Below are 23,849 nucleotides of genomic sequence, written 5' to 3'. Positions count from 1 at the left end.
GGGAGGTGCTCCCGGGTGAGGGTGGCGTCAGACAAAGAGGTTCACCGCCGTTCCGAGGGCGAAGGCGAACAGCACCACCACGACCGTCATACCCACCAGCACCGGGGTGCGGAAGGTGGTGCGCAGCAGGGCCAGCATCTTGACGTCGACGATGGGGCCGACCACGAGGAACGCCACGATCGAGCCGGGAGTGAAGGTCGAGGCGAACGACAGTGCGAAGAATGCGTCGACGTTGGAACAGATCGACACGATCATGGCGAGGGCGATCATGACGGCGATCGACAGCGCCGGGTTCGAGCCGATCGCCACGAGCGCCTCGCGGGGCACGAGCACGTGCACGGCGCCGGCCAGCGCCGAGCCGATGACGAGGGCGGGCATGACGGCGCGCAGCTCGACGACGAACTGCGCGAGGCTGCGGCGACCGCGGCCGTGGGTGTCCAGCGCCACCAGTTCGCACGTGTCGCGGAACCGGTCGGTGACGAGGCCGTCGGGGTCGGGGTGCAGGCTGTACAGCCAGCCGATGAGGTTGGCCACGACATAGCCGCCGACGAGGCGGGCGATGAGGATGCCGTCGTCGAACCCGAACGCCTGGTGCGTCGTGATGATGACGATCGGGTTGACGATGGGGGCTGCGATGAGGAACGTGAGCGTCTCGGGCACGGTGAACCCGCGCATCATCAGCCCGCGGGCGAACGGCACGTTGCCGCACTCGCAGACCGGCACGAGCATGCCGAGCAGCGACAGCACCGCCCGCCGGGCCCACGCGCGTCGCGGCATCCACCGTTCGATGACGCCGGGGGGCAGCCACACCTGGATGACGATCGACAGCACCACACCCAGCACCACGAACGGCAGCGATTCGATCAGCACGCTGATGGCGAGGGTCAGCCCGTCCTGCGCGCGCGCCGGGAGCGGGGCCCCGGCGGGGTTGAGGGCTGCGACGACGAGGAGGGCCGCGACCACGAGGGTGCCGAGGCCGAGGGCGATCAGCAGGCGTGTGCTGCGTGCCGGCGCCGGGCGCGCGGTGCGCGGCTGGGCACTCGTCACGCGAGCGGTTCCTTCGCGACGGCACCCGGCGTCTCGGCCTGCAGCGCGGTGCAGGCCGCGCACACACCGAAGATGTCGACGATGTGCTCGGCCTGCGTGAAGCCGTGCTGCGCCGCGGTGCGGTGCGCCCACTGCTCCACGTCGGTCGCGGCGATCTCCACCGTGCGTCCGCAGTTGCGGCAGATGAGGTGGTGATGGTGCCCGCCGCTCGTGCACGCGCGGTACAGCGCCTCGCCCTCGGGGCTCTGCAGCTGGTCGGCGTCGCCGGCGGCGGCCAGGCCCGCGAGCGCGCGGTACACGGTGGCCAGGCCGATGCCCGTGTTCTCGTCGCGGAGCGTGGCGTGGAGGGTCTGCGCGCTCACGAAGCCGGAGGCGTCGGCGAGAGCGTCGCGCACCCGCTCGCGCTGCCACGTGTTTCGCTGGACCATGGCTCCGATTCTAGGTGGGCGCCGTGCAGAGCCTGCTGGGAGCAGGGATTCGCACGCTCATCGGGCTGTCGCCGCGCGCACCACCCGGCCGCGACGGCTGCCGACGACGCGGCAGACGACGTAGATGACGAACGAGATCGTCGTGATGTAAGGGCTCACCGGCAGGGTGCCCATCACCGCCAGCAGAATGCCGCCGACGGCGGAGGTCAACCCGAACACCGCGGCCAGCAGCGGAACCGACACCGGGCCCGACGCGACCTTCATGGCCGCGGCGGCCGGGGTCACCAGCAGCGCCATCACCAGCAGCGCACCGATGATGTGCACCGCGACGGCGACGATGAGACCCAGCAGCAGCATGAACGCGAGCGAGACGGCCGTCGTGGGCACGCCGCGCGCGGCGGCGGACTGCGGGTCGAGCGAATCGAACCGCAGCGGGCGCCAGATGAACAGCAGCCCCAGCATCACGAACGCGCCGATGGCGATGAGCCACCCCAGCTGGCCGGACTGCACCGAGACGATCTGGCCGGTGAGCAGGCTGAAGCGGTTGGCGCTGCGCCCGTCGTAGAGGGAGAGGAACAAGATGCCGAGGCCCAGCCCGAACGGCATGAGCACGCCGATGATCGAGTTGCGGTCGCGGGCGCGGGCGCCGAGCCCGCCGATGATCGCCGCGGCGACGAGCGAACCGACGATGGAGCCGGTGACCACGTCGACGCCGATCAGCAGCGCCGCGGCGGCCCCGGCGAACGACAGCTCGCTGATGCCGTGCACGGCGAAGGCCATGTCACGCTGCATGACGAACACGCCGATCAGGCCGCCGACGAGGCCGAGCACCGCGCCCGCCCAGACGGAGTTCTGCACCAGGGCGAGGATCGCCCCGTAGTCGGCGACCCCGCCGAACAGCGCGTCGCCGATGTCGGACCAGTTCATGCGGATGCCTCGTGGTGGTGGTGGGATTCTTCGGCGTCGGGGGCGCCGACCACGACCAGTCGCCCGCCCGCCCGCAGCACCGAGACGGGGGCGCCGTAGAGGCCCGAGAGCACGGCGGAGGTCAGCACCTCCTCGGGGGTGCCGAGGGTGAAGCGGCCCCCCGCGATGTAGAGGATGCGGTCGACGGCTCCGAGCACCGGGTTGATGTCGTGGGTGACCAGCAGCACCGCGGCATCGGTGCGCCTGCGGTGCCCGTCGATGAGGGCGACGACGTCTTGCTGGTTGGCGAGGTCGAGGCTCGTGAGCGGTTCGTCGCACAGCAGCAGCCGCGGGTCGTCGGCGAGTGCCTGGCCGATGCGCAGGCGCTGCTGCTCGCCGCCGGAGAGCAGGCCCACCGGGCGGTCGGCGAATCCACGGGCGCCGACCGCGTCGACGAGGGCTTCCGTGCGGGCGCGGTCGCCGCGGCGCGGGATCGGGAAGCCGAACCGGTGCCCGTCGATGCCGAGGGCGACGAGGTCGCGACCGCGCAGCGCCGTCTCGCGCGGCAGCGGGCGCTGCTGCGGGATGTAGCCGATCGCGCGGTTGCCGCGGCCGTGCACGGGCCGGCCGAGCGCCTCGATGCGGCCGGCGCTCAGCGACTCGAGGCCGAGGATCGCGCGCAGCAGCGTGGTCTTGCCCGACCCGCTGGGGCCGAGCACGGCCAGCAGCTCGCCGGGCTGCACCTCGAGGTCGAGCCCCGCCCACAACTCCCGGTCGTCACGGCGCAGGGCCGCACCGGTGATGCGCAGCGGTGGGGCGCCGACTGCGGGGGTGCTCACGAGTCCAGCGCCGCGGCGAGCGCCTGGATGTTCTCTTGCATCCACTCAATGTACGTCGTGTCGTCGGGCAGCGTCTCGGTGAACTCCACCACCGGCACGCCGGCGGCTTCGGCGGCATCGATGGCCTGGGTCGTCTCGGCCCCGCCGGTCTGGGCGTTGGTGATGAGCACCGCGACCTCGCCGGAGTCGATGATCGACAGCGCCTCCAGCAGGGTCGCGGGGGCCACGTCCTGCCCCTCTTCCACGGCTTCGCTGAAGGCGGCCGGCGTGCGATCGACCAGGCCCGCAGCGGCGATGAGGTACACCGGCACCGGCTCGGTCGCGAAGGCACCCTCGCCGGCGTGCGCGTCGGAGACGGCGGTCAGCTCGGACTCGAGCCCGGCGATGCCGGCGGCGAAGTCGGCGAGGTTCGCCTCGAACTGCGCAGCGTCGTCGGGTCGCAGCTCGGTCAGGTCGGCTGCGATGGCCTCGGCGAGGTGGACCATGGTGTGGGGGTCGTACCAGACGTGCTCGTTGAACCCCTCGACGTGCTCGTGGTCGGCGTGGTCGTGGTCGTCCGCCGCTGCGGTCTCTTCGGTCTCGTCGGCGTGGTCGTGCCCGGCGTTGTCGGGCCAGTCGTGCGAGAACGAGGCGGCCGTGATCACCGGCGCCGCCGACCCGCTCGCCTCGATCAGCCCGTCGAGGAAGGCGTCGTACCCGCCGCCGTTCTCGATGATGAGGTCGGCGCGCTGCACCGTCAGCTGGTCGCGGGCGCTCGCCTCGTAGGAGTGCGGGTCCTGCGAGAGCGACGAGACGATCGAGGTGACCGACACGGCATCGCCGCCGATCTCCTCGGCGATCTGCCCGTAGACGCTCGTCGAGGCGACCACCTGCACGGCGCCGTCGGCGGCTGCGGCGTTTTCGGGCGTCGTGGCGGAGCAGCCGGCCAGGACGAACACGGATGCCGCGGCGAGCGCGGCGGCGGAGAGCGTGGTGCGGGTCATGACTCCACTGTACCAGCTAATGATAACCGTTCTCATCTTGGTGGCATCCGCCTAACGCCCCCGCGGGGCCGGCCGATAGCAGCATTCAGAAGTCCACGGACGGACTTCGGAGCCCAGGACGGGCTCCAGCTTCATCCCAACTCACGGAGGAACATCATGGGAATGCAGATCGCCACCAACGTGTCGGCACTGAACGCGTACCGCAACCTGTCGGCCACGCAGAACGACCTGTCCAAGTCGCTGGAGAAGCTCTCGAGCGGCATGCGCATCAACCGTGCGGCGGACGACGCCGCAGGCCTCGCGATCTCGGAGGGACTGAAGTCCCAGGTCAACGGCCTCAACGTCGCCCAGCGCAACGCCCAGGACGGCATCTCGGTCATCCAGACCGCAGAAGGCGCCCTGACCGAGGTGCACTCCCTGCTCCAGCGTGTGCGTGACCTCGCGGTGCAGGCCGGTAACGACTCGAACAACGCGGACTCGCGCGCGGCCATCAAGACCGAGATCAATGACCTCGCCAGCGAGCTGACGCGTGTCGCGGCCAGCACGAACTTCAACGGCATCAAGCTGATGGGCGGCGCGGGCAACCCCACCGCCCTGACGTTCCAGGTCGGCGCCGGCGCGTCAGCCACCGAGGACCAGATCTCGGTCACCCTGACCGACTTCTCGGGCCTGGGTGCGACCATCGGCGCGCTGACTGTCGACAACGCCACCAACGCCGCGGCGACCATCACGGCCGTCGACACCGAGATCAAGGCAGTTTCGACGGCCCGTGCCGGCTACGGTGCGGCGCAGAACCGCTTCGAGTCGACGATCAACAGCCTCGCCGTCTCGGCCGAGAACCTGTCGGCCGCGAAGAGCCGCATCACCGACACCGACATGGCGTCGGAGATGGTCAAGTACACCGCCGCGAACATCCTGTCGCAGGCCGGTACCGCCATGCTCGCGCAGGCGAACCAGTCGACGCAGGGCGTGCTGCAGCTGCTGCGCTGATCCCACTCGACAGGGAGGAGCCCCGTGCCGAGTGGCTCGGGGCTTCTCCTCGTCCGGGGGGACGCCGATACATCACCACCAGGAGCACACATGTCGTCCCTCACCCACCTCACCCCTCGCCTGCGCTACGTCGCGGGGCGGGTGCGGCGCGTCGACGTCTTCTCGCTGCTGCGGCGCGCGCGTGCCGCCGCCGCCCGGCACGGTCGCTGGGCGCCCGCGGTCGTCGCCGACATGCTGTGGCAGGCGGGCTTTCGCGGCGTGGGCTTCCAGGACTACATCGACTACGACTTCGCGATCCTCACCCGGGCCGAACGCGCCACCTACATCACCAACCCGGTGGCGACGCAGTTCTCGCTCATCTTCGACGACCCGGCCTTCCGTCACGTCTTCCACGACAAGGTGGCGTTCAACCACACGTTCGCCGAGCACCTGCACCGCAGCTGGATGGTGGTCGACGCCGACAACGCCGAGAGCCTGCGCATCTTCACGCAGAGCCACGGCACCATCGTCACCAAAGAGCCGCTCAGCCACCAGGGCCGGGGCGTGCACCGCTACCACGCCGCCGACATCGGCGACTGGGCGGCGTTCCACCGCGGTCTACTCGAACGCGGCGAGATCCTCGTCGAAGAGGTCATCCGCCAGCACGACGACCTGGCGGCCCTCTGCGCCGGCACCGTGCACACGACCCGCGTGACGGCGTTCTTCGACGGCGAGACCACTCACATCCTCACGATGGCGCAGAAGTTCGGCCGCGGCGCGGTGAGCGACCAGAACGCGTTCGGCGGGTTCTACGTGATGCTCGACGACGCCGGGCGCGCCACCGGATCGGGCTACGACTCGCGCGGCGTGGTGTACGAGACGCACCCCGAGAGCGGCATCCGCATCGCCGACTTCCAGCTGCCCCTGTTCGACGAGGTCATCGCCTTCGTCGACCGTCTCGCCCGCGTCGTCCCGCAGGTGCGGTACGTCGGGTGGGACATCGCCGTGGGCCCGGACGGGCCCGTGCTCGTCGAAGGCAACTGGGCGGCCGGGGTCTACGAGAACAAGCCCACCGCCACCGGCATCCGCACCGGCCACCTGTCGCGCTACGTCTCCGCGATGGGATCGGTGAGCCCGATCGCGGAGGAGCGCCGGCCCGAGCTGATCGCCGCGTAGCCAGACCCCGGTGCGGGGCGCATCGACTGCGAGCGTGTGGCCTCAGCCGAGGATCGCCCGCACCGGCAGGTCCTGGCCCTCGAGGATCACCTGGGCGGCGCCGCCGGTGCGCCGATTCATCACGACAGGGGCCAGCAGATTGACCCCGACGCCGTGGTCCGTCACCCGCGCGACGACGAACAGCTGCGCCTCGTCGGGCGACTCCAGCCCCAGCTCGGCGGCCTGCACGTCGGAGAGCACCGGCTCGTAATCGGGCACGAGCCCACCCGGATCGACGAGGAACAGTCGCACCTCGGCGTCCTCGACGGCGCGGAGCGAGAACAGACCGTCCGAGCCCGAGACCGGCTCGAGCGTGAACGACGTGTGCGGGTCGAGCCCGGGGGGCGGCGAGACGAACTGCAGGGCAGCACTCATGAGAGGAACTCCATCAGGGTCGGCTGCAGCACACGGCCGGTCACCGCGAGTGCGGACTGGTACACCAGCTCTTGGGCGCGGAGCTTGACGAGCACTTCCACCGAGTCGACGTCCTCGACGGCGGCGCGGCGGGCTTCGAGCGAGACCGTCGCATCGAGCGTGGCCTCCCTCGCCCGCTCGATCGTGGCCTGGCGGGCGCCCACCGAGCCCTGCACGCCGAGCATGTTGTTCAGGTGGGTGTCGATCTCACCGACGCGCGCACCGACGTTCACACCGGCGCGTAGGTCGGCCACGATCGAGTCGACGGCGGCGAACACCGAGCCGGCGCCGACGCCGAAGACGGCGGCGCCGTCGGCATCGACCCGCACGGTCTGCCCCTCGGAGAGCCGACGGTGCACCTCGGCGCCGGGCGAGCCGCTGAACGAGTAGTCCGCCGCGAACGCGGCGGTGTCGGAGGTGCCGGCGAAGACGGAGCGACCGAGCAGAGTCGTGTTGGCCTGCGCGAGCAGCTCCTTGGCGAGCCCTTCGAGCTCGACGGCGATGGCTTCGCGCGATGTGGCATCCATCGCCCCCGAGTTCGCGCCCTGCAGGGTCAGGTCGCGCACCCGACCGAGGAGCGACGTCGAGGCCGAGATCGCGCTGTCGACCGTCGTCACCCATGCCAGGCCGTCGGTGATGTTGCGTCCGTACTGCGTCGTGCGCGCCTGCGCGGCGTGCAGATCGGCGGCGGCGGACGCCGCGGCCGGGTCGTCGGAGGGAGCGGCGAACGCACGTTGCGAAGTGGCCTGCGCCTGCAGGCGCGCGAGGTCGGTGAGGCCGGTCTGCAGGTTGTGCAGAGCCGTCTGCGTCAACGACTGCGACGTCACACGAGAGATCATGCTGCTCCTGAGTGTCAGCGACCGACGACGCCGGTGCGGTTGATGAGGATGTCGAGCGCTTCGTCGACGGCGGTGATCACACGAGCGGCCGCCTGGTAGGCCGTCTGGTAGGTGAGGAGGTTGAGCGTCTCCTCATCGTTGTCGACGCCGGCGACCGACTGCTGCGCGGCCACGGCCGACACCGCGCCGGACTCGGCCCGGGTGGCCCGGCCGATGTCGGCCGCCGTCGCGACGGCGAACCGGGAGACGACGTCGGCCCACAGGGCGTCGGGACCGTCGGCGCGGTCGCCGATGCCGGCGAGGGCGTCGGCGTTGCTGCTGTCGAGGGCACCGGCGGCGGGTGCGGCCAGCGCGAGGCCGTCGCGGCCGGTCGGGACGACACTGAGCGACAGCGCGGCGGGACCGCCGGCCGCGATCGCGAAGAAGTCGCCGCCGGCGGCGCCCGAGGCGGTGACACCGGCACGGTGCTGGGCGTTGACCGCTGCGGCCAGGGCCGATGCCAGGGCGTTGTGCGACTCGGCGAGACCGGCGAGCACGCCCCCTTCGCCGGCGGGTGCGAGCACCGACAGCACACCGCCGAGCTCGCCGCTGGCCATCGCCACGGCCGGCCCGCCCTGCCACGCGAGCGTGGTCGCCGCGCCGGCTTCGATCGACGCGGGACCGGCGATGGTGACGTGTCGGGCTGTCGCACCCGAGACGAGGGCGTTGCCGTCGATGCGCAGCGTCATCGTGCCGTCCGCCTCGAGGGTGCCTGCAGCGCCCGAGAGCCGCGAGACGGTCTGCGCGAGCAGGTTGCGCCGGTCGATCAGGTCGTTGGGAACCCCGCCCGATGCCGTCGCGACGCGGATCGCGCCGTTGAGCTCGGCGATCTGATCGGCGGCGGAGTTGAGCTGCGTCACCATGCTGTCGGCCGAGGATCGGGCGCTGGACCACTGCGACGCGACCGAGCGGTACCCGTCGGCGATCTGGGCGACCAGCGTGGCGGCGCCGGTGAGCACCACCGCCGCCGCCGCGGTGGAGTCAGGGGTGTTCGACACGTCCTGCCAGGCGGACCAGAAGCCCGAGAGCCGGTCGGCGAGGCCGTTCTTGGTCGGCTCCGCCAGGGCCGCCTCCGCGGCCACGGCGGCACTCGCCTTGGTCGACCAGTACCCGCTCGAGGCCAGCGTGTCGCGCACGCGCGCGTCGAGCACGGCATCGCCCAGGCGCGAGATCCCGTCGACCGACACGCCCTGGCCGGGCTGTGCGCCCACGCTGAATCGACCCATCGCAGCGACCGCACCGACGGCGGAGGTCTCGAGCCGCTGACGCGTGTAGCCCTGGGTCGTCTGGTTGGCGATGTTCTGCCCCACGAGATCCATGCCGCGGCGGGCGGCCGCGAGCGCGCTGGAGGCTGCGCCCAATCCGCTGAATGTCGACATCGTGTCCTTTTCTCACATCTCCGTATCGATGAGACGGGCGGTGTCTTCCCGTGCCCGCTCACCCTGCGTGGTGTACTCGCCCGTGCTGGCGGCGAGGCCGGCGAGGGTCTCCTCCACCGTGCGCACCGCAGCGCGCAGGTACGCCTCGCTGGAATCCTTCAGCTGCGCCACCTCCGACATGCGGGTGGTCAACGCGGTGCGGTGCTCGGCGAAGACCTCGCGCCAGGCATCGGTCGGTGCGGCGGCGATGAGCTGCGACAGCGTCGTCGCCTCGGGCACGCCCCAGTCCGCCGCCACGGCGGCCACCTCGACGTCGCGCCCCAGTCCCGACGTGCGCAGCTGCTCGAGCACCTGCTCGACCTCGCGCGTTGCGTAGTGGATCCATCGCATGCTGCCGGCGCCGAGGAGCAGACGCTGCTCCTCGAGCTTGAAGAGCAGGAACTCCAGAAGTTCGCGCTCTCGCCACAGTTGCATGGATAACTCGTTGGCTCCCATTTTCTTGTCTCCCCAGATCGATGATGTCGCGCCGTTTCGGCGATTTTCCCCAGTAGCGACCCGTCCCGCAGCCGCTGCTCTCTTCTATCGGCCGAATTGCACATAGCGTTATGACCGATTCCATGAGAGGTTTCTCATATTCATACCGTGTGGTTCAGAGATTCCCCGCCTCGGCGGCACCTCGCCCGTTGCGAACACCGAACGGCCGCACAGATCGAGAGAGAAGACCTACCTTGCACACTCCGGGCCGCGCGGAGCGCAATCGCCTCATCGAGGAGAACCTGCCGCTCGTGGGCTACCTCGCCCGCGACGTCCACGCCAGAGCGACGCACGTTCCGCGCGAGGAACTCGCCTCGGCCGGTGCCCTCGCCCTCGTGACGGCGGCGGAGGCGTTCGATCCGACACTCGGCGTCCCGTTCGGAGCGTACGCCCGCCGGCGCATCCTCGGCGCGTTCGCCGACGAGATGCGCTCGATGGACTGGGCGAGCCGTGGCATCCGCAAGCGCATCAAGGAGATCACCGCGGTGCGGGAGACCCTCACCGCGGCGCTCGGGCGCACCGCCACCGCCGACGAGATCGCCACGACCCTGGGGCTCTCCCGCGACGCCGTCGTGGAATCGCTCAACGACGCCGCCCGCACGGTGACGAGCCTCGATGACACCGCCGTGCTCGATGTGCCGGCCGCCATCGCCCTTCCGGCGGAATCGGCCGCCCTGCAGGAACGACGCGGGGTGCTCGCCCGCGCCGTGGCCGCCCTCCCCGAGCGGATGCGCGCGATCGTTCAGGCGGTCTACATCGACGAGCGCCCCGTGAAGGATCTCGCCGAAGAGCTCGGCGTCTCGCACTCCGCCGTCTCGCAGCAGCGCGCCGAGGCGGTGCGCCTGCTGCGCGACGCACTCGAGCGCTTCTACCTCGACAGCGGCACCGCCACCGTTTCGCGAGTGTCCGACTCGACGCGGGAGGCGTACTTCTCCCGCATCGCCGCGGCAACCCCGCCCCGCCAGGGCGTCCCGCTCGTCGCGACCGCCGCCGCAAGCTAACGCCCGGCGCCGATCGGCCGATAGAAGATTCCGGACACCTCGGGATCTCCCGCCGAGCCGCACGACGACAGGAAGGGCGCAGATGGGTCTCCAAATCGACGGACTCGCCTCCGGCCTCGACACCAAGGCGATCATCGATGCGCTGATGAACGTCGAGGCGATCCCGCGCACGTTGCTCAAGGCGAAGTCCGACGACCGGCAGGTGATCATCACGCAGCTGCGCTCGCTCAACACGGCGCTGCAGGGCCTGTTCACCTCGGCCAAGGATGCCACCGGCGTCGGCGCCGTCGCGCAGGTGCGCACGAGCAGCTCCGACCCCTCCCTCGCCGTCACCGCGGCCGCGGGATCCGCCGCGGTCTCGAGCGACATCGTCGTCGACCGCACCGCCACGGCGCACACCGTCGTCACGCGGACCACCGGCGCCTTCACCGGCGACCCCCTCGTCCTCACGATCCAGAACGCGGCAGGCGAACTCGTCGAGGTGACCCCGTCATCGTCGGCACCGGCAGATGTCGCCCGTGCCCTCACCGACGCGGGCGCCGGCATCGTCGCCTCTGCCGTGTCGGCCGGTACCGATGCGGACGGCCAGCCTCTCTTCCGCCTGCAGATCACCGCGACGCAGACCGGCGCCCAGGGCAGCTTCCGCCTCTACAGCGGCGATGCCGCGTCCGTCACCGCCGGCACGGCGACCGATCTCGCCGCCGAGCCGGGCGCCGCCGTCATCACGCAGGGCCAAGACGCGCAGGTGCGGCTGTGGGCCGGCACCCCGGCGGAGATGACCGTGACCTCCGACGACAACACGTTCACCGACCTCTTCCCGGGCGTGGACATCACGGTGTCGAAGGCCTCCACCGCACCGATCACCGTCTCGGTGTCGGCCGACCCGGCGGCGCGCGCCAAGGCCGCGGGAGAGTTCGTCTCGCAGATCAAGGCCGTGCTCACCGGCATCGCGAACGGATCGAAAGCCACCGCGCCCACCACCGCCGGCGGAAGCACGACGCTCGGCGTCTTCACCGGCGACAGCACCGTGCGCGCACTGCAGCTGGCGCTGACCAATGCGGTGCAGCACCCCGTCGACGCGGTCTCGCCCTCGACGATCGGCATCTCGATCGACCGCTACGGAGTGCTGAGCTTCGACGAGAAGAAGTTCACCGCCGCGCTCGAGGCCGACGAGGCATCGGTGGAGGCGGTCTTCGCCGGGGTCGCGGCGCGCGTGCAGCAGACCACCGACCAGTACTCCGACAAGTACGACGGCCTCGTCACCGCCCGCATCACCGGCCAGGAGGGCGAGGTGAACCGCATCGCCGACCAGCTGGAACGCTGGGACGTGCGCCTGGAGATGCGGCGCTCCACCCTCGAGCGCACCTATGCGTCACTCGAGACCATGCTCTCGCGCCTGCAGTCGCAATCCGACTACCTGACCTCGCAGCTCAACGCCCTCAACCCGTCGAGTTCGAAGTGAACGCCGCGATGCGGGCGCAGCAGCGCTACCGCGACGAAGCGGTGCTCTCGGCGAGCCCCGAGCGCCTGGTCACCATGCTCTACGACCGGCTGCTGCTCGATGTCGATCGCGGCGAGAACGCCCAGCGGGCCGGCGACTGGGAGACGGCGAACAGCGAGCTGCAGCACGCCCAGAGCATCATCGCCGCACTGGCGGGGTCGCTGTCGCCCGACTGGTCGGGCAGCGGCGAACTGCAGTCGGTGTACTCCTACCTCACCCGCACGCTCGTCGGGGCCAACATCGGGCGCGATGCCGGGCGCACGCGGGAATGCCGTGAGCTGATCGCGCCGCTGCGCGACGCCTGGCACGAAGCGGCATCGGCAGCATCGACACCCGCGGCGCGGCGCGCATGAGCGACCTGGCCACCTGGCTCGACCTGCTCGAACGCTTCGAGCGCGACCTCGAGAGCACCTCGGAGGCCTCGGAGCCGTGGGAGCCGGTCATCATCGACACCCCCCTGCCGGAGCACCTGGTCGATCGTGCGCGCCTCATCGTGGCGCGCCAGCAGCAGCGCATGGCGCGCCTGCAGGTGGAGTTGATCGCCACCCGCGCACACCTCGACGCTGTGGGGCTCGTGCCCGCGCGGCGCACGGACACCGCCGCGTATCTCGACCTCGACGGCTAACGCGCCGCGCGCCGCGGCCGATAGATCTCCCTGAGCACGGATCGCTCATCTCCTTCGGCCACGGATCGGCCACGGCAACCGTCGACGGGAACGGCTTTCGTGCTCGAATCAGTGACCACCGTTGCGCTCACCAGCGCGCTCAACGGACTCTCCCAGCGTCAGCGCGCCATCGCGGACAACATCGCCAACGTCAACACGTCCGGCTACCACGCGAAGGTCGTCGCGTTCGAAGACGCCCTGGCCGCCTCCGTCGAGCGCGGTGACGGCGCCGTCGCCGCCACCGTCACCGAGTCCCTCGCACCCACCCGCCTCAACGGCAACAACGTCAACCTCGACACCGAGACGCTGTCGAACATCGACACGGTCCTGCGCTTCCAGTTCGCCTCCCAGGCGGTCGGCGGGTCGTTCAAGTCCGTTCAGACGGCACTGAGGACATCATGACCTTCGACGCCATCGGCATCGCCGGATCCGGCCTGACCGCGCACCGCACCTGGCTCGACGCGCTCAGCGACAACATCGCCAACATCAACACCGCGACCTCCACCGACGACGCCGCGTTCCAGCAGCGCTACGTCGCCGTGCAGTCCGACGACGCCGCCGGGGGCGTGCGGGTGGCCGGCGCGCAGTTCGGCGACCCCGAGGGGCGACTCGTCTATGAGCCCACCCACCCCCTGGCCGACGCCGAAGGCTACGTCCGCTACCCCGACATCGATCTCGGGGAGCAGATGGGGCATCTGATCATGGCCCAGCGCGGCTACCAGGCCAACGCCGCCGTGGTCGACCGCGCCAAGACCGCCTACGAGGCGGCCCTCCAGATCGGACGTAACTGATGCCCCCGATCTCCGCGATCGACGCGATCTCGCCCTCGGTCACCATGCCCACGGCGCCCACCCGCGCCGCAGGCGACGACGCCACGTTCGCGCAGAGCATCACGGGCGCCGTCGACGAGCTGCGCTCCCTGCAGTCGACCTCGAACGAGCTGGCCGTCGCCGCCGTCACGGGCGACCTCGACGACATCCACTCCGCGATGATCGCGTCCACGCGCGCATCGGTGACGCTCGAACTCGTCGCCGCCGTGCGCAACAAGGGCGTGGACGCGTTCAATGAGATCATGCGGATGCAGGCCTGATGCCCGCTGCCGTCTCCTCCGTCTTCGCCCGCCTGCAGCGGGCGGTGGCGTCGTTCACGCTCGCGCAGCGGACGATCGCGATCATCGGCATCGCCGTGCTCGTGATGGGCCTGTTCGCCATCGTGACCTGGCTCGCCCGCCCCACCCTCACCCCCCTGTTCAGCGGGCTGAGCGCGCAGGACGCCAGCGCCATCGTCGAGCAGCTGAAGGCCTCGTCGGTGGGGTACGAACTCACCGACGGCGGTTCGACGGTGCTCGTACCCGAAGGCGACGTCTACGAGCAGCGCCTCGCGGCCGCCGTCGCGGGGCTCCCCGGCTCCGGCTCCGACGGGTACACGCTGCTGGACACCATGGGAGTCACCAGCTCGGAGTTCCAGCAGTCGGTCACCTACAAGCGCGCCATCGAGGGCAAACTCGCCCGCACCATCGGCGCACTGGAAGGCGTCACGACGGCATCGGTGCAGCTGGCGATCCCCGAGGAGAGCGTGTTCGTCTCCGAGAAGCTGGAGCCCACCGCGTCGGTGTTCATCGAGACCGACAACCGCTCCACCCTCTCCAGCGCGCAGGTCGAGGCCATCGTCCACCTGACCTCGGCCGCCGTCAGTGGCATGAAGCCCGAGAACGTCGCGGTCGTCGACCAGGCCGGACAGACCCTCTCCGCCGTCGGCACCGGATCGACCGGCGGCGTCGACCAGCAGGCCGGTGCCTACGAGGCGCGCATCGCCGCCAGTGTGCAGCAGATGCTCGACACCGTCGTGGGTGCGGGCATGTCGACGGTCACCGTCGCCGCCGAGATGCAGCAGGCCACCAGCGAGCGCATCGACGAGACCTACACGCCCATCGAGGGCGAGTCGACCACGAGCGAGCAGTCCAGCACCGAGACCTACACCGGGCCGGGCGCCGGCACCGGGGTGCTCGGCGCCGAGATCGACGCGGGCGTGGCCGGCGGCAACGGCACCTACGAGTCCACCGACACCACCCGCAACAACGTCATCAACAAGACCGTCGAGAGCACCTCCACCCCCGCCGGCGCCCTGTCCCGGCAGGCGATCGCCGTCGCCGTCGACCGCACGGCGGCCGAGGCCCTCGACGTCGACCAGCTCGAAGCGCTCGTCGCCTCGGCCGCAGGCATCGACCGTCAGCGCGGCGACGCCGTGACCGTCGAGCTGGTCACCTTCAGCGATGCCGGTGCCACCGCGGCCCAGGCCGCCTTGGATGCCGCGCGCGAGGCCGATGCCGCCGACCGCCAGGCCGAGCTGTTCCGCACGGCGCTCATGGCCGGTGGCGTCGCGCTCGTGCTGATCCTCGCGACCGTCGCCGGCATCGTCGTCATGCGCCGTCGCGCGGCGGCCGCAGCGGCCGCGCCCGCGGTGGATCTCGTGCAGGTGGATGCCGCAGCCGACCCGTTCGCGGCGCTCGTGCAGGGCGGCGCCGCGGCGCAGCTCGGGCAGGCACCGACCATCGCGCTGCCGCTGGAGAACTTCGAGCCCGACCCCGAGCCGGAACCGGCCCAGGTCACGCTCGACCGTCGCCGCGCCGAGCTCGCCGAGTTCGCCCGCCGCGATCCCAGCCGCACCGCTGATCTGCTGCGCGGTCTCATCCGGGAGAGCCAGGACGCATGAGCACCCTCACCGGCACGCAGACCGCCGCGGTGGTCATGATGAACCTCGATCGCACCCTCGCGGTCGAGGTGATGAAGCACCTCAGTGAAGAGGACGCCGAAGGGATCGCGGCCGAGATCATCCGGCTGCGGCACCTCGACGCCGAGACCACGACCCGCGCGCTGTCGGACTTCCACCGCATCCTGCAGGGCCACCTGCCCCCGGCGCGCGGCGGGCGTGACATCGCGGCCGGGCTGCTCGAAGCGTCGTTCGGCACCGAGCGGGCCGCGGGCGTGCTCACCAAGGTCTCGTCGGCGATGACCGGATCGTCATTCGACTTCCTCCTCTCCGTCGAGCCCGCCCAGATCGCCAGCGTCGTCGACGGCGAGCTGCCGCAGACCATCGCGCTCGTCGTGGCGCACCTGCCCGTCGAACGCGCCGCGGCGGTGCTGGCGGAGCTGTCCGACCCGGTGCGCACCGACGTCGCCCACGCGATCGCCACGATGGGGACGGCCTCGCAGGATGCCGTGGCGATCGTCGCCGAGACCCTGCGTGCCCGCTCCGGCGCGTTCGCGACCCGCGACGCCCCCGAGACGCTCGGCGGCGTGCAGCCGCTGGTGGACATCATCAACCGCTCGGATGCCACGGTCGAGAAGGCGCTGCTGGCGAACCTCGAGGCGCGTGACAGTGTGCTGGCCGAAGACATCCGCTCGCGCATGTTCACGTTCGCCGACCTCGTGGTGCTGGAGGACCGGGATGCGCAGCGGGTGCTGCGCGGCATCGAGATCCGCATCCTGGCACTCGCTCTCAAGGGCGCGCCGCCCGCCGTGGCGTCGGTCATCCGCCGCAACATGTCCGAGCGCAACCGCGACACCCTCGACGAGGAGTCGCAGGCCATCGGCGCGGTGCGCATCTCCCAGGTGGAGGAAGCCAGGGCCGAGATCGTCCGCATCATCCGCGCGCTCGAAGCCGTCGGCGACATCCGCGTGCAGCGGGGAGACGAGGAGGAGTATGTCTCTTGACGTCTTCACCCGCATCGAGATCCCGCGCCTGTCCGGCCCCGCCGACGATGCCGAGCGCGAGCGCGCCTCGCGTCGCGGTCACGCCATGGGGTACGCCGAGGGCATGCGGCTCGCCCGCGAAGAGGCCGAGCGCGAGGCCGAGCGGGTGGCGCAGCAGCGCCGCATCGCCGCAGCCGACGCGGTCGCCGCGACGACGGCTGCGCTGGATGTGCTCGACCGTGCGGTGACGGCGCTGGCCGAACGCACCGGGGCGCTGGCGCAGATCGCCGAGGAGCGGGTGCTCGCCCTCGCCGTCGAGCTCGCCGAGACGATCCTCGAGCGCGACCTGGCCGACCCGGTGCGTGCGGCGCTCACCGCGCACGCGCGGGCGGAGCGCGCCGTCGACAGCACCGACGCCGTCATCGTGCTCAGCGAACCCGATCTCGCCACCCTCGACGGCCTCGGCGAGCGCCCCGGAGCCATCCCGTTCGAGTCGTCGAGCGAGCTGACCCCCGGTGACGCCGTGGTGCGGGTGCCCGACGGCGAAGTCGACCTGCGGGTCGACGCCGCGCTCCGCCGTGCGCGGGCGGCGCTGGCGGAGGTGGGCTGATGATCGCCTGGCCCGCCGCCGTGCTCGACGCCGCCCGTCCGGAGCGCTCCGGCAGCGTGTCGCGCATCTTCGGGCTGGGTGTCGAGGTGCGCGGCATCGGCGCGGCCGTGGGCGACCTCATCACGATCGGCGGACGGGTGGATGCCGAAGTCGTCGCCGCCGAGCGCGGCGCGCTGCGCTGCATGCCCCTGTCGGCGACGACCGGGCTGCGTGTCGGCGACCGTGTCACCCCGCTCTCGGGCGGGCTGAGCGTGCCGGTGGGCCCGGGGGTGCTCGGTCGCGTCATCGACGGCCTCGGCCGCCCGATCGACGACCGCGGCCCCATCGAGGCGACCCGGGTGTCGCTCGGCCACGACACACCGCCGGTGATGGAACGCGCCCGCATCGACGTCCCGCTCTCGTCGGGGGTGCGTGCGATCGACACCCTCACGCCCATCGGCCGCGGTCAGCGCATGGGTCTGTTCGCCGGATCCGGGGTCGGCAAGTCATCGCTGCTGTCGATGATCGCCCGCGGCTCCGCCGCCGACCTCAACGTCATCGCCCTCGTCGGCGAGCGCGGCAGGGAGGTGCGGGAGTTCATCGAGGACGACCTCGGTCCCGAGGGTCTCGCGCGCTCGGTCGTCGTGGTCTCCACCTCGGACGAACCGGCGATGGCGCGACTGCGGGCCGCCTTCACCGCCACCCGCATCGCCGAGGCGTTCCGCGACGGCGGCGGGCACGTGATGCTGATGATGGACTCCCTGACCCGCGTCGCGATGGCCCAGCGCGAGATCGGGCTGGCGGCGGGCGAGCCGCCGGCCACACGCGGGTATCCGCCGTCGACGTTCCCCGTGCTGGCGAACCTGCTGGAGCGCGCCGGCAACGACCGGCAGGGTTCCATCACCGGGGTGTACACCGTGCTCGTCGACGGCGACGACCACAACGAGCCCGTCGCCGACACCGTGCGCTCCATCCTCGACGGCCACATCGTGCTGGACCGCTCCCTCGCCCTCACCGGGCACCACCCGGCCATCGACGTGCTCGCCTCGGTGTCACGCCTGGCCGGCAAGGTCGCCACCGGCGAGCAGCAGCAGCTCGCCACGGCGCTGCGCACGGTGCTGTCGGCACGGCAGGGGGCGCACGACCTCATCGGCATCGGTGCGTATCGGGCCGGCGCCGACCTGCGCGTGGATGCCGCACTCACCCACGAGCGCACGATCGAGCAGTTCCTCACACAGTCGTTGGACGAACACGCCCCCGCGGAGAGTTCGTGGCAGCGGCTGCGCGCCCTCGTCATGGACTTCGGAGACCTCTCATGAGCCGCCCCTTCCGCCTGGCCGGGCTGCTGCGCGTGCGCAGCATCCAAGAGCGTGCCGCCGCCGAGCATCTGTCCCGCGCTTCGATGGAGCACGTGCGCACCGAGGCCCGCGAGCGGCAGCTGCGGGCGGCACTGTCGACCTCGGTCGACGAGGCCGTGGACGTGCGCGCGCTCGCGGCCCTCGCGGCCAGCCGCGTGGCCTCGCGCAGCATGCTGGCGGACCTGCGCACCCTCGCGGAGATGCAGGAGGCGGCCGTGGCGGAGGCGCGCGAGCAGCACACCGCCACCCGCATCGACGAGCGGGGACTCGCCCTGCTCGCCGAGGCCCACGCCCGCCGGGAACTCGCACGCGAGCTCCACGTGGAACAGATCGAACTGGACGAGATCGGGGTCAGATCCCGCACCGAGGAGGCATCGTGAGCATCGTCAACGTCCTCGCGCGCGTGGATGAGATCCAGAGCCGCATCCGCACGCTCGCGCCCGAGCCGGTCACGGCGAACGCCGCCGCCGGCGCGACCACGAGCACGAGCGCCGGTGCGTTCGCCACCGCTGTGCAGGACGTCATCGGCGCCGCGGTGCCGGCGGGCGGCACGGTCAGCGGCGAGGACGTCGTCGCGCGGGCGAAGAACTACCTGGGCGTCCCCTACGTCTTCGGCGGCGAGGATGCCAGCGGCATGGACTGCTCGGGCCTCGTGCAGCGCGTGCTCGCCGACCTCGGCATCGACGCGCCCCGCGTCGTGCAGGATCAGGCCGACATCGGCGTCGAGGTGGGCTCCCTCGCCGAGGCGCGCCCGGGCGATCTGCTGGTCACCAACGGCGAGAAGCACATCGTGATCTATGCCGGCGACGGCAAGATCATCCACGCCCCCAGCCCGGGCAAGAACGTCGAGCTGCGCAACAACTACCTCACCGACGCCGACATCCAGACGATCCGGCGCGTCGTGCCGTCCCGTGCCGAGATCGCCGCCGCGGCGACCCCCGCCGTCAACGCGGCGTCCGTGTTCGCCGCGGCCGCCGCGCCCCTGATGGCGTCCCTCTCGCCCGCCTCCGCCGCCGCGTCCGCCGGAGCGCGCGTCGCGTCGATGTTCGCCGCCGTGACCCCCGCGGGCTCCCCTGCCGCGGCCGCCGGCCTGGCCGCGGCCGCCGGCCCGCCGCCGGCCGCCGACCCGGCCGTCGCCACGTCCGCCACCCCGGTCGCCACCCCGCTGGTCGCCGCAGCCGCAGCCGCGACCTCAGGCGCCACGCTGATGTCCTCCGCCGCGCGGGCGATGCCCGCGCCCGGCACCGAGCGCAGCGCCGCAGACGCCGCCGCGGCCGTGGCTGCGGCAAGCGTGGCATCGGCGGCGCCCGCGGCCGCCGAGCCGGTCGCTGCCGCCCCGCCGCCGGCCGCGGCCGCCCCGGCCAACCGCACCCCGTTCGCGCAGCAGGTGACGCCGCCCGTGCTGTCGCTGGCCGGCGCCGGCGAGGGGGAGCACACCCTCACCCTCACGGTGTCGCCGGACAACCTCGGCCCGGTCACGGTGAAGGCGCAGATCACCGGGTCATCCATCGTCATCGAGCTCGCCGCCCCCACCGAGACCGGTCGCGAAGCCCTGCGCTCGCTGCTGGTGGATCTGCGCCGCGACCTCGCCGGACTCGCCGCGAGCTCGTCGGTGGTGCTCGCCGCCGGCGACACGTCGGCCACCGGCAACGGGCAGCACCAGAACCAGAACCCGTCGGGCGCAGCGTGGGCGGGCGGCTTCGGGTCGGCCGCCGGCTCCACCTCGTCCGGCCAGTCCGGTGCGGGGAGCTCCGGCGCCACCTCCCGCGGCGACCGCGACGCCGCGCCCGACACCCCCTCCCCCGTCCCCGCACCCGCCCCCGCCGCCGTCGGCTCGGGCATCGACCTGTTCGCCTGACCGAAGGAGCACCATGCCCCCCGTCGATTCCGTCTCGGCCGCCGGCTCCGCGCCGCAGGCCCTCGCCGCGTCCCCACCGAAGCAGACGATGGATGCCGAGGTGTTCCTGAGCCTCCTGGTCGCCCAGATGAAGAACCAGGACCCGAGCTCGCCCATGGACACCAACGACATGATGGCGCAGACCACGCAGCTCGCGATGATGGAGCAGCTCACCGCACTCACCGACACGTTCAGCGAGAACTTCGCGCTCAGCATGCGCCAGGCCGCCGCCGCGCTCGTCGGCCAGCACGCCTCCTACGTCGACGTCGACGGCACCACCCAGTCGGGACTCGTCTCGAAGGTGTCGTTCGAACAGGGCGTGCCCACCGTCACCATCGGCGACAAGACCGTCGCCCTCGACGCCATCTCCGGCGTCACCTCTCCCCCCGCTTCCTGACCCGCACCAGAAGGGCTTCTCATGCTCCGTTCGCTCTATGCCGGCATCTCCGGCCTCCGCTCCCACCAGACCATGCTCGACGTGACGGGCAACAACATCGCCAACGTCAACACGATCGGCTTCAAGGCCGGCTCCGTGCAGTTCCAGGACACCCTGTCGCAGATCGTGCAGAACTCCCGCGCCGCCCAGGACGGTGCCGGTGGCACGAACCCGGCCCAGGTGGGTCTGGGCGTGCAGGTCGCCGGCATCCGCACCAACTTCACCGCCGGCTCCCCGCAGGCCACCGGCGTGCCCACCGACCTCATGATCGCCGGTGACGGGTTCTTCGTCGTGCGCAACGGCGCCGAGAACCTCTACACCCGCAACGGCGCGTTCTCGTTCGACGCGGCCGGGCGCATGGTCACCAGCGACGGCTCCCTCGTGCAGGGGTGGACGGCGGTCGACGGTCAGATCGCCGCCGGCGGTCCCACCTCCGACATCTCCCTGCCCATCGCCGCCACCGCTCCCGCGCAGGCCACCAGCGCCGCGAGCGTCAAGGGCAACCTGCCGTCGGATGCCGCCGTGGGCGAGTCCCTCGTGCGCGACATCACCGTGTACGACGCGGTCGGCACGGCCAGCCAGCTGGCCCTCACCTTCACCCGCACCACCGCCGGATGGGACGTCACCGACGGCACCACCACGACGGCGCTGGCGTTCACCGACGGCAAGCTGCCCGGTGCGGCATCCCTCGTCTCGGGCGGCATCACCGTCGACCTCTCGGCTGTCACCGGCTTCGCGGACCTGCGCACCATCGCGATCGGCGAGCAGAACGGTCGCGCCCCGGGGAGCCTCGTGTCGTACACGATCTCGGGCGATGGCAGCCTCATCGGCGCGTTCAGCAACGGCGCCTCGCAGGTGCTCGCCCAGGTGGCGCTGGCATCGTTCGACAACCCCGAAGGGCTCGAGAAGGCCGGCGCGTCGCAGTACCGCGCCGGCGCGAACTCCGGTGAGGCCGCCGTGGGCGCCGCCGGCGCCGACGGCATGGGCTCGCTCGTCAGCGGAGCACTGGAGATGTCGAACGTCGACCTCTCGCAGGAGTTCACCAACCTCATCGTCGCCCAGCGCGGCTTCCAGGCCAACGCCCGCATCATCACCACGAGCGACGAGGTGCTGCAGGAGCTGACGAACCTCAAGCGCTGACGCCGGTCCGGCCGACGGCGCGCCCCTTACCGATGCGCGCCGTCGGCCGACAGTCGTACTCAGAGCCAGGCACGACCGACGGGTGCCGCGTCCGCGTGGGCTCCCGTCGGATCCAGAAGGAAGAGAGCGCATGATCGTCCTCACGCGCCTGAACCGTGCCCCCTTCGCTGTGAATCCCGACCTCATCGAGCGCATCCAGGTCACCCCCGACACCACCCTCGTGATGGTCGACGGCGCCACCTTCGTGGTGGTCGAGACGATGGAGGCCGTCATCGACAGGATCGTGGACTACCGCGCCCGGGTCATCGCCACGGCGGCGGGCCGGCGTGTTGCAGAAGGCGAGGACTGATGGACCCGTCACTGCTCATCGGCATCCTGCTCGCCTTCGGCGGGCTGCTGGCGATGATCACCCTCGAGGGCGCGCACATCAGCGCCCTCCTGCTGCCGGCACCCATGGTGCTCGTGTTCGGCGCCACGATCGCCATCGGCATCGCCGGTGGCACCCTGAGCGATGCCGCCGGTGCGCTGCGCGCCCTCCCCCGCGCCTTCCGCGGGCTCGGCGGGTCGACGAAGGACCTCATCGACAAGGTCGTCCACTACGCCGAGATCGCGCGCATGCAGGGGCTCCTCGCCCTGGAAGGCGCCGTCGCCGACGAGAAGGACCCCTTCCTCCGGCAGGCGCTGCAGAACATCGCCGACGGCACGGATGCCGACGACCTCCGCGTGCTCATGGAAGACCAGGTCGCGACGACCGCATCGCACCGCCGCACCGCCGCACGCTTCTACAGCACCCTCGGCGGGTACGCCCCCACCGTCGGCATCGTCGGCACCGTCGTCTCCCTCACCCACGTGCTCGAGAAGCTCGACCAGCCCGACACCCTCGGCCCGCTCATCGCGGCGGCGTTCGTCGCGACCTTGTGGGGCCTGCTGTCGGCGAACTTCATCTGGCTCCCCATCGGCGCGCGCCTGCAGCGCCTCGCCGAGATCGAGATCGACCGGATGACGCTGCTCACCGAGGGCATGCTCGCCGTGCAGTCGGGCAGCCCGCCCCACCTCGTCGAGGAACGCCTGCGGGCGCTGGCTCCCGAGGCGGTCGCGAAGGGCGGCAAGCGCAAGGAGAAGTCCCCGCAGGGCGCGGACGAGCACATATGAGCGTCCGGCGCGCGCGTCGCATCCCCGACCACGGCCACCAGGGCCCCGACGAACGCTGGATGGCGTCGTACCTCGACATGGTGACGGTGCTCATGTGCATGTTCATCGTCATGTTCGCGATGTCCTCGGTCGACGAGCAGAAGTTCGAAGCCCTGCGCGCCTCGCTCGCGACGGGGTTCGGCGCCGAGGCCTCGGCGGAGATCGATGTCTCAGAAGGCGTCATCATCCCGCCCGAACTGCTCGACGAAGCCGGCGAAGGCTTCCTCGACATCGCCGTGCCGGCGGCCGACCCGCAGCCGACGGCGGCGGAGCTGGAGTACTTCGGTCTCGACGACCTGCGGGCCCGCCTGCAGGGAGCCCTCGACACCCAGGGACTCGGCGACGCGGCGACGTTCACCATCGATGACCGCGGGCTCACGATCGGCCTGGTCAGCGCCGAGACGTTCTTCGCGACCAACAGCGACCAGCTCTCCGACAAGGCCCGCGCCGTGCTCGACGCCGTCGGGGGCGTGCTCGCCACCGACCAGCACCAGATCTCGGTGGAAGGGCACGCCGATCACCGGCCGCCGTACGCCCCGTTCGCCGACAACTGGCAGCTGTCCACCGCACGGGCGACCGGGGTGCTCGGGTACCTCGTCGACGCACGCTCGGTCGGGGCGGAGCGCATCACCTCGGTCGGGTACGGCTCCTCGCGTCCCATCGCGCAGGGTGACAGCGAGCAGGCGCTCGCCACCAACCGTCGCGTCGACATCGTCGTGCTGTCCGACGCCGACGAGGAGGTGCGCGCCCTCCTGCCGCAGATGTCGGCAGTCGACGCCGCGCGCTGA

At 71.5% G+C, this 23,849-nt stretch carries 29 protein-coding genes; 20 read left to right on the top strand and 9 right to left on the bottom strand.

What is annotated here, in order from left to right; translation table 11 throughout:
• Positions 1-27 precede the first annotated feature (27 nt).
• The 5 genes from H9651_RS07375 to H9651_RS07355 are packed head-to-tail and all read right to left on the bottom strand — an operon-like array spanning position 28 to position 4,203.
• The gene (locus H9651_RS07375; protein ID WP_191718660.1) at positions 28-1,047 is read right to left on the bottom strand and encodes a permease; all 1,020 of its coding nucleotides are present in this window, start codon (positions 1,045-1,047) and stop codon (positions 28-30) included.
• Positions 1,044-1,475, bottom strand: a complete 432-nt coding sequence (locus H9651_RS07370) for a Fur family transcriptional regulator (RefSeq protein WP_191718659.1) — start codon at positions 1,473-1,475, stop codon at positions 1,044-1,046. The genes H9651_RS07375 and H9651_RS07370 overlap by 4 nt, the downstream gene beginning before the upstream one ends.
• Before the next feature lie 57 nt (positions 1,476-1,532).
• A complete protein-coding gene (locus H9651_RS07365; protein ID WP_191718658.1) occupies positions 1,533-2,402 on the bottom strand; it encodes a metal ABC transporter permease in 870 nt (289 codons plus the stop codon).
• Entirely contained in the window at positions 2,399-3,220 is an 822-nt protein-coding gene (locus H9651_RS07360) for a metal ABC transporter ATP-binding protein (RefSeq protein WP_191718657.1), read from the bottom strand. The genes H9651_RS07365 and H9651_RS07360 overlap by 4 nt, the downstream gene beginning before the upstream one ends.
• Positions 3,217-4,203: a metal ABC transporter solute-binding protein, Zn/Mn family gene (locus H9651_RS07355; protein WP_191718656.1), complete on the bottom strand. Its 987-nt coding sequence runs from the start codon at positions 4,201-4,203 to the stop codon at positions 3,217-3,219. Before H9651_RS07355 ends, H9651_RS07360 begins: the two co-directional genes overlap by 4 nt.
• 156 nt (positions 4,204-4,359) lie before the next feature.
• Between H9651_RS07355 and H9651_RS07350 the strand changes: the two genes are divergently transcribed.
• Positions 4,360-5,193, top strand: coding sequence for a flagellin N-terminal helical domain-containing protein (locus H9651_RS07350; protein WP_225216508.1), 834 nt, complete (start codon positions 4,360-4,362; stop codon positions 5,191-5,193).
• 90 nt (positions 5,194-5,283) lie between these two features.
• Positions 5,284-6,348, top strand: a complete 1,065-nt coding sequence (locus tag H9651_RS07345) for a sugar-transfer associated ATP-grasp domain-containing protein (RefSeq protein WP_191718655.1) — start codon at positions 5,284-5,286, stop codon at positions 6,346-6,348.
• Between the two features lie 42 nt (positions 6,349-6,390).
• On the opposite strand, the gene H9651_RS07340 is transcribed toward H9651_RS07345, so the two are convergent.
• The 4 genes from H9651_RS07340 to flgN are packed head-to-tail and all read right to left on the bottom strand — an operon-like array spanning position 6,391 to position 9,553.
• Complete coding sequence (locus H9651_RS07340; RefSeq protein WP_191718654.1) at positions 6,391-6,762, bottom strand: flagellar assembly protein FliW; 372 nt, start codon at positions 6,760-6,762, stop codon at positions 6,391-6,393.
• The gene (locus tag H9651_RS07335) at positions 6,759-7,640 is read right to left on the bottom strand and encodes a flagellin N-terminal helical domain-containing protein (RefSeq protein ID WP_191718653.1); all 882 of its coding nucleotides are present in this window, start codon (positions 7,638-7,640) and stop codon (positions 6,759-6,761) included. Before H9651_RS07335 ends, H9651_RS07340 begins: the two co-directional genes overlap by 4 nt.
• A gap of 14 nt (positions 7,641-7,654) precedes the next feature.
• A complete protein-coding gene (gene flgK / locus H9651_RS07330; protein ID WP_191718652.1) occupies positions 7,655-9,058 on the bottom strand; it encodes a flagellar hook-associated protein FlgK in 1,404 nt (467 codons plus the stop codon).
• A gap of 12 nt (positions 9,059-9,070) precedes the next feature.
• Positions 9,071-9,553 carry a flagellar export chaperone FlgN gene (flgN, locus tag H9651_RS07325; RefSeq protein WP_191718651.1) on the bottom strand — a complete coding sequence of 161 codons (483 nt, stop codon included), beginning with the start codon at positions 9,551-9,553 and terminating at the stop codon, positions 9,071-9,073.
• A gap of 233 nt (positions 9,554-9,786) precedes the next feature.
• On the opposite strand from flgN, the gene H9651_RS07320 reads away from it, so the two are divergent.
• The 18 genes from H9651_RS07320 (at position 9,787) to H9651_RS07235 (ending at position 23,849) form a co-directional block, all read left to right on the top strand.
• Complete coding sequence (locus H9651_RS07320; protein ID WP_225216507.1) at positions 9,787-10,593, top strand: sigma-70 family RNA polymerase sigma factor; 807 nt, start codon at positions 9,787-9,789, stop codon at positions 10,591-10,593.
• A gap of 82 nt (positions 10,594-10,675) precedes the next feature.
• On the top strand, positions 10,676-12,055 hold the full coding sequence (fliD, locus tag H9651_RS07315) for a flagellar filament capping protein FliD (RefSeq protein ID WP_191718649.1): 1,380 nt from the start codon (positions 10,676-10,678) through the stop codon (positions 12,053-12,055).
• Positions 12,052-12,447: a flagellar export chaperone FliS gene (gene fliS, locus H9651_RS07310; protein WP_191718648.1), complete on the top strand. Its 396-nt coding sequence runs from the start codon at positions 12,052-12,054 to the stop codon at positions 12,445-12,447. The genes fliD and fliS overlap by 4 nt, the downstream gene beginning before the upstream one ends.
• Positions 12,444-12,719, top strand: a complete 276-nt coding sequence (locus H9651_RS07305) for a hypothetical protein (protein ID WP_191718647.1) — start codon at positions 12,444-12,446, stop codon at positions 12,717-12,719. The genes fliS and H9651_RS07305 overlap by 4 nt, the downstream gene beginning before the upstream one ends.
• A 99-nt stretch (positions 12,720-12,818) precedes the next feature.
• Positions 12,819-13,160: a flagellar basal body rod protein FlgB gene (locus H9651_RS07300; protein WP_191718646.1), complete on the top strand. Its 342-nt coding sequence runs from the start codon at positions 12,819-12,821 to the stop codon at positions 13,158-13,160.
• Positions 13,157-13,549 carry a flagellar basal body rod protein FlgC gene (gene flgC / locus H9651_RS07295; RefSeq protein ID WP_191718645.1) on the top strand — a complete coding sequence of 131 codons (393 nt, stop codon included), beginning with the start codon at positions 13,157-13,159 and terminating at the stop codon, positions 13,547-13,549. The genes H9651_RS07300 and flgC overlap by 4 nt, the downstream gene beginning before the upstream one ends.
• The gene (gene fliE, locus H9651_RS07290) at positions 13,549-13,848 is read left to right on the top strand and encodes a flagellar hook-basal body complex protein FliE (RefSeq protein ID WP_191718644.1); all 300 of its coding nucleotides are present in this window, start codon (positions 13,549-13,551) and stop codon (positions 13,846-13,848) included. Before flgC ends, fliE begins: the two co-directional genes overlap by 1 nt.
• On the top strand, positions 13,848-15,470 hold the full coding sequence (fliF, locus tag H9651_RS07285) for a flagellar basal-body MS-ring/collar protein FliF (protein WP_191718643.1): 1,623 nt from the start codon (positions 13,848-13,850) through the stop codon (positions 15,468-15,470). Before fliE ends, fliF begins: the two co-directional genes overlap by 1 nt.
• Complete coding sequence (fliG, locus tag H9651_RS07280) at positions 15,467-16,471, top strand: flagellar motor switch protein FliG (RefSeq protein ID WP_191718642.1); 1,005 nt, start codon at positions 15,467-15,469, stop codon at positions 16,469-16,471. The genes fliF and fliG overlap by 4 nt, the downstream gene beginning before the upstream one ends.
• Complete coding sequence (locus H9651_RS07275) at positions 16,461-17,060, top strand: FliH/SctL family protein (RefSeq protein ID WP_191718641.1); 600 nt, start codon at positions 16,461-16,463, stop codon at positions 17,058-17,060. The genes fliG and H9651_RS07275 overlap by 11 nt, the downstream gene beginning before the upstream one ends.
• Positions 17,060-18,358, top strand: a complete 1,299-nt coding sequence (locus H9651_RS07270; protein WP_191718640.1) for a FliI/YscN family ATPase — start codon at positions 17,060-17,062, stop codon at positions 18,356-18,358. Before H9651_RS07275 ends, H9651_RS07270 begins: the two co-directional genes overlap by 1 nt.
• On the top strand, positions 18,355-18,777 hold the full coding sequence (locus H9651_RS07265; RefSeq protein WP_191718639.1) for a flagellar export protein FliJ: 423 nt from the start codon (positions 18,355-18,357) through the stop codon (positions 18,775-18,777). The genes H9651_RS07270 and H9651_RS07265 overlap by 4 nt, the downstream gene beginning before the upstream one ends.
• Positions 18,774-20,255 (top strand): NlpC/P60 family protein, encoded by a 1,482-nt coding sequence (locus H9651_RS07260; protein ID WP_191718638.1) that lies wholly within the window; start codon positions 18,774-18,776, stop codon positions 20,253-20,255. The genes H9651_RS07265 and H9651_RS07260 overlap by 4 nt, the downstream gene beginning before the upstream one ends.
• 13 nt (positions 20,256-20,268) lie before the next feature.
• A complete protein-coding gene (locus H9651_RS07255) occupies positions 20,269-20,691 on the top strand; it encodes a flagellar hook assembly protein FlgD (RefSeq protein ID WP_191718637.1) in 423 nt (140 codons plus the stop codon).
• A gap of 21 nt (positions 20,692-20,712) precedes the next feature.
• The gene (locus tag H9651_RS07250) at positions 20,713-21,870 is read left to right on the top strand and encodes a flagellar hook protein FlgE (protein ID WP_191718636.1); all 1,158 of its coding nucleotides are present in this window, start codon (positions 20,713-20,715) and stop codon (positions 21,868-21,870) included.
• A 130-nt stretch (positions 21,871-22,000) separates the two neighbouring features.
• On the top strand, positions 22,001-22,219 hold the full coding sequence (locus H9651_RS07245) for a flagellar FlbD family protein (protein ID WP_191718635.1): 219 nt from the start codon (positions 22,001-22,003) through the stop codon (positions 22,217-22,219).
• Complete coding sequence (locus H9651_RS07240) at positions 22,219-23,022, top strand: motility protein A (protein WP_191718634.1); 804 nt, start codon at positions 22,219-22,221, stop codon at positions 23,020-23,022. Before H9651_RS07245 ends, H9651_RS07240 begins: the two co-directional genes overlap by 1 nt.
• On the top strand, positions 23,019-23,849 hold the full coding sequence (locus H9651_RS07235) for an OmpA/MotB family protein (protein WP_191718633.1): 831 nt from the start codon (positions 23,019-23,021) through the stop codon (positions 23,847-23,849). The genes H9651_RS07240 and H9651_RS07235 overlap by 4 nt, the downstream gene beginning before the upstream one ends.

It is taken from the genome of Microbacterium pullorum (assembly GCF_014836535.1).
GTDB classification, from domain to species: domain Bacteria; phylum Actinomycetota; class Actinomycetes; order Actinomycetales; family Microbacteriaceae; genus Microbacterium; species Microbacterium pullorum.
Note: the sequence above shows the minus strand (reverse complement) of the source record. Positions and strands in the feature narration are given on the sequence as shown.

What these genes read in the sequence shown, in the direction of transcription:
- H9651_RS07370 (WP_191718659.1), bottom strand. Translation starts at nt 1,475, where the DNA reads ATGGTCCAGCGAAACACGTGGCAGCGCGAGCGGGTGCGCGACGCTCTC.
- H9651_RS07365 (WP_191718658.1), bottom strand. Translation starts at nt 2,402, where the DNA reads ATGAACTGGTCCGACATCGGCGACGCGCTGTTCGGCGGGGTCGCCGAC.
- H9651_RS07355 (WP_191718656.1), bottom strand. Translation starts at nt 4,203, where the DNA reads ATGACCCGCACCACGCTCTCCGCCGCCGCGCTCGCCGCGGCATCCGTG.
- H9651_RS07350 (WP_225216508.1), top strand. Translation starts at nt 4,360, where the DNA reads ATGGGAATGCAGATCGCCACCAACGTGTCGGCACTGAACGCGTACCGC.
- H9651_RS07345 (WP_191718655.1), top strand. Translation starts at nt 5,284, where the DNA reads ATGTCGTCCCTCACCCACCTCACCCCTCGCCTGCGCTACGTCGCGGGG.
- H9651_RS07340 (WP_191718654.1), bottom strand. Translation starts at nt 6,762, where the DNA reads ATGAGTGCTGCCCTGCAGTTCGTCTCGCCGCCCCCCGGGCTCGACCCG.
- H9651_RS07335 (WP_191718653.1), bottom strand. Translation starts at nt 7,640, where the DNA reads ATGATCTCTCGTGTGACGTCGCAGTCGTTGACGCAGACGGCTCTGCAC.
- flgK (WP_191718652.1), bottom strand. Translation starts at nt 9,058, where the DNA reads ATGTCGACATTCAGCGGATTGGGCGCAGCCTCCAGCGCGCTCGCGGCC.
- flgN (WP_191718651.1), bottom strand. Translation starts at nt 9,553, where the DNA reads ATGGGAGCCAACGAGTTATCCATGCAACTGTGGCGAGAGCGCGAACTT.
- fliD (WP_191718649.1), top strand. Translation starts at nt 10,676, where the DNA reads ATGGGTCTCCAAATCGACGGACTCGCCTCCGGCCTCGACACCAAGGCG.
- H9651_RS07305 (WP_191718647.1), top strand. Translation starts at nt 12,444, where the DNA reads ATGAGCGACCTGGCCACCTGGCTCGACCTGCTCGAACGCTTCGAGCGC.
- flgC (WP_191718645.1), top strand. Translation starts at nt 13,157, where the DNA reads ATGACCTTCGACGCCATCGGCATCGCCGGATCCGGCCTGACCGCGCAC.
- fliE (WP_191718644.1), top strand. Translation starts at nt 13,549, where the DNA reads ATGCCCCCGATCTCCGCGATCGACGCGATCTCGCCCTCGGTCACCATG.
- fliF (WP_191718643.1), top strand. Translation starts at nt 13,848, where the DNA reads ATGCCCGCTGCCGTCTCCTCCGTCTTCGCCCGCCTGCAGCGGGCGGTG.
- fliG (WP_191718642.1), top strand. Translation starts at nt 15,467, where the DNA reads ATGAGCACCCTCACCGGCACGCAGACCGCCGCGGTGGTCATGATGAAC.
- H9651_RS07275 (WP_191718641.1), top strand. Translation starts at nt 16,461, where the DNA reads ATGTCTCTTGACGTCTTCACCCGCATCGAGATCCCGCGCCTGTCCGGC.
- H9651_RS07270 (WP_191718640.1), top strand. Translation starts at nt 17,060, where the DNA reads ATGATCGCCTGGCCCGCCGCCGTGCTCGACGCCGCCCGTCCGGAGCGC.
- H9651_RS07265 (WP_191718639.1), top strand. Translation starts at nt 18,355, where the DNA reads ATGAGCCGCCCCTTCCGCCTGGCCGGGCTGCTGCGCGTGCGCAGCATC.
- H9651_RS07255 (WP_191718637.1), top strand. Translation starts at nt 20,269, where the DNA reads ATGCCCCCCGTCGATTCCGTCTCGGCCGCCGGCTCCGCGCCGCAGGCC.
- H9651_RS07250 (WP_191718636.1), top strand. Translation starts at nt 20,713, where the DNA reads ATGCTCCGTTCGCTCTATGCCGGCATCTCCGGCCTCCGCTCCCACCAG.
- H9651_RS07245 (WP_191718635.1), top strand. Translation starts at nt 22,001, where the DNA reads ATGATCGTCCTCACGCGCCTGAACCGTGCCCCCTTCGCTGTGAATCCC.
- H9651_RS07240 (WP_191718634.1), top strand. Translation starts at nt 22,219, where the DNA reads ATGGACCCGTCACTGCTCATCGGCATCCTGCTCGCCTTCGGCGGGCTG.
- H9651_RS07235 (WP_191718633.1), top strand. Translation starts at nt 23,019, where the DNA reads ATGAGCGTCCGGCGCGCGCGTCGCATCCCCGACCACGGCCACCAGGGC.